Annotated in this window: 6 protein-coding genes; all 6 read left to right on the forward strand. The window is 25.6% G+C overall.

The annotated features are described in order from the left end of the window. Positions 1–214: 214 nt before the first annotated feature. The 6 genes from ACWXVU_RS03050 (at position 215) to ACWXVU_RS03075 (ending at position 5,789) form a co-directional block, all read left to right on the forward strand. Positions 215–2,215: a variable surface lipoprotein gene (locus ACWXVU_RS03050; protein ID WP_456012177.1), complete on the forward strand. Its 2,001-nt coding sequence runs from the start codon at positions 215–217 to the stop codon at positions 2,213–2,215. Positions 2,216–2,576: 361 nt separating this feature from the next. Then, positions 2,577–3,203 carry a hypothetical protein gene (locus ACWXVU_RS03055; protein ID WP_438340546.1) on the forward strand — a complete coding sequence of 209 codons (627 nt, stop codon included), beginning with the start codon at positions 2,577–2,579 and terminating at the stop codon, positions 3,201–3,203. A gap of 349 nt (positions 3,204–3,552) precedes the next feature. After that, on the forward strand, positions 3,553–3,771 hold the full coding sequence (locus ACWXVU_RS03060; protein WP_444704948.1) for a hypothetical protein: 219 nt from the start codon (positions 3,553–3,555) through the stop codon (positions 3,769–3,771). 88 nt (positions 3,772–3,859) lie between these two features. Beyond that, entirely contained in the window at positions 3,860–4,207 is a 348-nt protein-coding gene (locus tag ACWXVU_RS03065) for a hypothetical protein (RefSeq protein WP_438340548.1), read from the forward strand. Then, complete coding sequence (locus ACWXVU_RS03070) at positions 4,179–4,820, forward strand: hypothetical protein (RefSeq protein ID WP_438340549.1); 642 nt, start codon at positions 4,179–4,181, stop codon at positions 4,818–4,820. The genes ACWXVU_RS03065 and ACWXVU_RS03070 overlap by 29 nt, the downstream gene beginning before the upstream one ends. 213 nt (positions 4,821–5,033) lie before the next feature. Then, positions 5,034–5,789, forward strand: a complete 756-nt coding sequence (locus ACWXVU_RS03075; RefSeq protein WP_438340550.1) for a hypothetical protein — start codon at positions 5,034–5,036, stop codon at positions 5,787–5,789. The last annotated feature ends 514 nt before the right edge of the window (positions 5,790–6,303 follow it).

Below are 6,303 nucleotides of genomic sequence, written 5' to 3' on the forward strand. Positions count from 1 at the left end.
TGTATAATTAAACAAATTCAAAATATCGGTGGCTCATTTTTCACGCTAATTAATGTTACTTTTTTAGCGCTTTTATAATGCCTATGTTAATTATGCTATAATTTCACTATAAAATGAATAAATCAATCAGATTAAGAATTAAAATCAATAAAATCTAAGGGATAAAAAGGCCACTTTTTTGTGGCCTTTTCTTTTAAATTTACGGAGGAACTTTATGTCTAAAAATAGGAGAATTTTATTATCAATAGGGTTAATTTCACCATTAATTACCATTCCTGTGATATCAATTTCATGCAGTCAGGATGCAAAAAAAGATTTAAAAAAAATTAAGAATTTATTAAAAACTTCTGTTGAGGAAACAAACAGAATCTTTAGTGCAAATAAGGCATCGCTAGCTTTTAGCTTTGAAGAAGAGGAAGTTTATCAAAAGGCTATAGATAAAGCTATGGACATCTTAAAAAATAGTAGTGATTTAATTATGATAGAATCTACTACTAACCATATGGAAATAGCAAAAAATGAAATGGAATCTAAAATTGCTAATTTGTCAAAAAAATCTGATCAAGAGTTGCTTAAATTAGCGGAATCGTATACAAGATTTAGTTATCCAAGTATAGAAAATACTACATTAGCACAAGCTGATTTGAACAAAATTATTAAGATTTTGCCTAAGACTTTTGAATTTAGTCAATACAAGGCTGTTAAAAACGAAGAAACTAATGACATTACCTTTATATATCGACTACAAAAGAAAAATACCAATATAAGACATGAAAAAAATAAATTTTTCATTCTAACTGGATGAAAAAAAGGTATGAATCAAATAAACAAAGAATTAGAAGAAAAAACAAAATTAGATGAGAACCTTACAAAGTTAAAGATAAGATTTAATAATGAAAAGGCTTATCAAAACGTACTTACGAATGTATCAATTAATAATTTTGAAAATAAGCCTAACTTTGTTGTTTCGGAATATGATAAAAATTTGTATAATTTTGAACTTTCTAATCTAGTTAAGGTATCTGATAATGAATATAAAATTGATATTCTATTATATTCAAATACAGACAAAAAAATAAGTAAAAAGATAACCAAAACAATTGATAAAGAAAGATATGCGCATCCTTCTTCTATTAATCCTCATAATTTAACGCAAGAAAAGCAAAAAGAATTTTTAGTTGCACAACTTAAGAATGTTCTTGTTTATCCTTATTATTCAAAAGATAAAACATTTATCGAAAAGGGCGATTATGCAAAATTAACCAATAAATCTTATTGATTAACAACAAAGAATCATCAATTACAATATGCTTTTAAAGATATAAAAGAAGAAAACGATATTAAAAAAATAACTATCGAAGTTTCCTTTGCTGATTGAAGCAAAAGCCCTATGATTTCATATGACGTGCAATTTGATTTGAATAAATTAGGCATTGAAGAATTAAATAATATAAGAAAGCAAAAAGGCCAAGAACCTCTTGAAGATATCCAAGCTCCAACTAATACCATTGAAAATAAACAATATAAACAAATAAAATTAGTTGATTTTCAGGAAACACCTTCTGATGAATATCTAACTAGTGATAATGGTTTTAGAAGAATTCATGATAAGGCTTTGAAGAATCTTAAATCAAAAGAATTAGTTTTAATAAATAATGAAATTAAAGAAAAAATTTTAAAAGATGGTGAAAAATTTATAGCAGCCCAACATTTTGAATTTAACAAAAAAACTTATCAAATTGATTCGGAATTATTCTTTTACAATTACACCCAAACCTTTATTGATACACAAAATGTTCTAATATTTTCAAAGCCAGTTATTGAAAACAAAAAAATTAAATCAATAAAAGTAAGTTTGGGCAGCTTAACTGATGTTCTGAATAAAGATTATGCAAGAATAAGCTCAACAAGAGTTAAAATTAATGATGAAAAAACAGCAGAAGAGGATATAAAAAGACTTCAATTAACCGAAGAAATAAAAGCAAGAGGTTTTGATAAAAAACTTAAATATAGTGGTAGTTTTACCAAGGAAAATTTTGACCTTAAAAATTTAATTTATGATGAAATAAATGTACCTGAAGGATTTGAAATAATTAAACCTACAAAATTCGAGGTTAAGACCAAAAAGTCTAAGACAAAAATTTCTGTAATTGTTCGATACAAAAAAAATAATATTGAATCCTTTGCTTTTGTTACTGTATTTGAAGTTAATTAGCATAAAATTTTATTGGAAATAAGTAATTTAAAAATTTATATAAATAAAATTCTAGGTTTTTACTACCTAGATTTTTTATTTATAGTTTATAAACACAAAAGTAAAAAAGTCTTAATTTTGAGCCGTGTTGATTTTTATTAGAGACTAGAAATTATTTTTTGCAATATGTTAAAATACACTTATTTTTTTAGATACATAATTAATTTTGTTTCTAATTATTCTAATAATTGGATAAACTGCAAATATAGCAAATGTATAAATTGGTATTTCAACTAAACTCTTAAATATGATAGGTACCATAAAGAAGAAGTAATATTCACTATGTTTTCATGTCCCACTTCGGAAACGGTTATGATAGTTAATGTATGCATACGGACCTCATAATCATCTAGTTATGATTAGTATTCCAAATACAGTTAATAAAATATTGAATAATAGAAACATTGCATATTTAACGTGGACATTTCTTGTTACTAAATATGTTATTAAGAATGCTTCCGATATTATTCATATAGATGCTATTCCAAATGTAGATATGCCTATAACAGCGTTGATTGATAGTTTTCTTTTTCTTTTTAGAGACCCCTCACTAATTGGTAGGGAATTATATTCTTTTAGTAGGATTAAAATAAAAATTGTTGTAATAATGGTTAGAAAAATAAAACCAATTGCTCATGTTGCAGTTTCGTTTTTTTTATTTAATCCTCTCATAAAATATCCAGCAAGAAAAGCTATTAAAATAGGGACAATCGCATACTCAGGCATCCATGTTGATATTCCAAAGATCAGTTGATTAATCGTATCACATAATAAACCAATAATTGCCCCTTTTCAAGGCCCAAGCGCAAGACCAAAAATAATAAAAACTGCATATGTTATCGAAATGTTAAAAGCACCAATAAATACAAATTTTTCTATGGCTGCGGACACCATATATAATGATAATAATAGACCAAAAAGTGCTATTTCAAAAATTGAAAACCGATAGGTTTTAGTTTTGATATTTCTATGTATATCTTGAACTCAATTTATAAAGAAAGCACATACCCCCTTAATCACGATTTTTAAGATTAATTAATTATAGCAAATCAAATATAGAAATTAAGCTAATAAATTATAAATATGTATTTGCTGACTATAATTTGAATTATAAAAAGTAAACAAAATAATTATTGAATAATTTTTATAAAGAGCTAAATTTTGCTCATAATTTTAAATTATTTTAGGCAATTCGAATATTTGTACTATTTTTTAAATATTAAAATAATTGTAAATTTCATTTTTTAATGTCTAATATATGTTTTATATTAATTTTAAAATCATAATGGAGGACGGCATTGAAGAAATCAAGTAAAATTTTGCTAACCATAGCTAGTTTATCAATATCAACGGTAGCCGCTTGTTCAGTAATATCATGTAGTAATTTGAACCCTATACAATCAGAAGTGGATATAAATAAAAAGTTAAAAGAAGATGAGACTAAAAAACCTAAAATCAATAAAATAAAGGAATTGAAAGAAAAAGAATTGGAAGAGTCCAAAAAATGAAACATCTAATGGTAAAACCTTAACACCTCAAGGAGATCGAATAAAACAAGAAGAAGATTCAACTAAAAAAGAACAGGAAATTGATAATTCCCAAAATTTGGGAGAATTTAATGATGAAGAATCTTTAAAATCTAAAAACAATGATAAAAATGATCAAGTTAACGACAGCGAAGATATGGATGATAAAGAATTCGATCCAAATAACCCCGAAGATAGCGAAGAAGAACTTAGCGATTCTGAATCTATTGAAGATGTGAATGATAAAAATGATGGTGATGATCTAGGCGATCTAATTATTGAAGATAGTAATGAAGAAGGTGATTTTGAGGATGCTAAAACAGGAATTAGTGAACAAGATTCAGCAACACCAAATGTTGTCCCAAGGGTCGCAAAAATAGTAGAAGAAATCAAAGAAAATGAAGAAATGATTACGCAAAAAAAGTAATCAACTTCAAATTATTTCTAAATCAGAATTGAATGATTTAAATGAAATAATAGAGGACGCAAAAGAACAAATTGCTAATCTATCTGAAAATAAGGCAGATGTTGATAATGCTAGCGAATATGAAGCATTAATAAAGGAATATGAAGATTTAAAAACAAAGAACGAACAAAGAAAAACAAAAGTCGAAGAATTATTAAACTACAAGCCAGATAAGTCTGAATTTCCTAGTCAAATAGCTGAATTGGAACAAGAAAAAACTGATGCTAATACTCAAGTCGAACAAATTAAAATGGATTTACAAGAAAAAATAATCGATAAGAAAAATGCGGAAGAATTAATTAAAATTTTTGAAAAAAATGAAATAGAAATAGATGAGAGAATAGATTTATATAAACGTTTATCGGTAGCTAATTTGGTAATTAAGTATATTGATAATCAAATAGAGGGCCTAATGAAGAATAAAACAATTAGTTCCACAAATGATGATAGTAATGAAACATTATCCATGGAATTGAAGCAAAAGAAGGATAATCTTTATAGATTAAGAGAGAAAATAAAAGATCTAATTGCGAAGGTATTTCAGGAAGAAATAGAGATTTCTAAATATTTATAAGCAAAAAATATAAATATAGGCAAAATGATAATATAAGGTAGTTATATATACTATCCTATTTTTTTATCTTATTTTTTAATGCTTTTAGAACAAAACTAAAAAGCATATTTTATTATGACAAAAATAAATCTATTGTTTTTTGTTGAAAAATTTTCCAAAAAAAAAAAAAATGGTTTAATTTTTTTTATCTAAAAATTGCATTAAGGAGATATTATGAAAAAATCTAACAAAATTTTATTAACATTAACTAGCATTTCCTTGCCTTTTATAGCAGCTGCAACTGTTATTTCATGTAGTACAAACAATGATAAAAAACCTAATGATTCTAAAATAGATGATCAAAAGAAACTAGATGATCCTAAAAAGAAGGAAGAAGGCAAAGAACAAGAAAAGAAACCAGAATCAGAAATTAAGAACCAACATAAAAATGGTGAAGGTAAAAATAAATCTGAAACCGGTAAAATAAATGATGCAGATGTCCCTTCATCTTTTGAATTGTTGGGATATGATAGAGAAGATGTTAAGCTAGAAGATTTTAATCGTCAAATTTTTGGAACACCAGATGTACCAAAAGATCATCAAACACCTCCAGCATATGAGTTATTAAACTTCGGCTCGTCAGATATAAGTTATGATGATTTTGATAGACAAATTAATGGATCAATGGTAGTTAATCCTAAAGCACAAAAAATACAAAATGAAATTAAGGTTAATGAAGAAAAAATTGATAAAAAAACCGTTGAACTTGAAACTATTTCTAAATCAGAATTGAATGATTTGGAAGCAGTTATTGAGGATGCAGACGAGCAAATTGATAATTTAACTCAAAGCAAAGCCGACGATGCTGATAATGCTAAGGAATACGAAGCATTAATAAAGGAATATGAAGATTTAAAAACAAAGAGCAAACAAAAAAAGAAGAATTATTCAATTATAAGGAAAATAACTCTAAGTTTTCTAATCAAATAGTCGAATTAGAACAAGAAAAAACCGACGCTGATTCCCAAATTGTTGAGTTAAGAAAACTATTAAATGATGATGATTTCAATAGTAAAAATATTAATGATTTAATCAAAGTCTTTGAAAAAAATAAACAAGAAATTGATAAAAGAATTAATATATATAAACGTCTTTCAATAGCTAATGCCATAGTAGAAGATATCAAAAAGGAAATAGAAAAATTAGAAAAATCTCCTAATAAAGATCCTGAAGATGAAGAGTTAAAAACACAATTAAATAATAAAATGAAAACTTTAAATAAATTAAGTGAAGAAATTGAAGATTTAATTGCAAAGGTATTTCAAAAAGAAATAGAACTTGAACTAAATTTGTAGGTAGCACAAAAAAATTTTAATAAGATGATTTTGTAGTCATCTTATTTTTTATATTAATGGCTTAAACCAGTAGACTTAATTGATAAAACTAAGAATAACTTTTATTTATAAAAACAGAATTTTTTGATATTTTGTTGATAAATTTCACA

The organism is Mycoplasma sp. 2575 (genome assembly GCF_053851635.1).